This is a genomic window from Bacillus cereus group sp. BfR-BA-01524 (assembly GCF_022662595.1).
GTDB lineage: Bacteria > Bacillota > Bacilli > Bacillales > Bacillaceae_G > Bacillus_A > Bacillus_A thuringiensis_S.
On sequence record NZ_JAKUDW010000294.1, the window covers coordinates 1 to 436 of the forward strand.

Consider the following 436-nt stretch of genomic DNA (forward strand, 5'->3'; position numbering starts at 1 on the left):
TGTTTTTAACAACTGCAGCATAGGAATTAGATACTCTGGTAATTCGAACTTCCTAGCTTCTATCGCCTGCTTGATTCTTCTCTTTAATAGATAATCAGGATAGAAATAAAGTAGCGGTGAAATCAACACACCCACTTTAAATAAGTAGTAATCATGGAACACCGTACATATCAAGAAAACAGAGGTGAAAATGATGGGATATGCTACCTTCATTTTTAAATATTCTTCTGGTTTCGTATCCAGGCCAGCTTCTTCTAATTTTTTCTGAATCTGCTCTTTCTTTTCTTCTGTCAGATACTTATGTGATAACGACTGGAAGGGAGCGAGCATCATTTGATTTAAATTCTTCTTTTCAATTCGTTTTGCATTTTCTACATAGTTCGTAAGTAAGCTACCGCTGTCTTTTTTACTTTGTAGAAAGGTAGAGAATACCCAG

Annotated in this window: 1 pseudogene; it reads right to left on the bottom strand. The window is 35.3% G+C overall.

The features are described 5' to 3' along the window. Positions 1-436, bottom strand: a pseudogene (locus tag MR170_RS31130) (hypothetical protein); the annotation flags it as partial.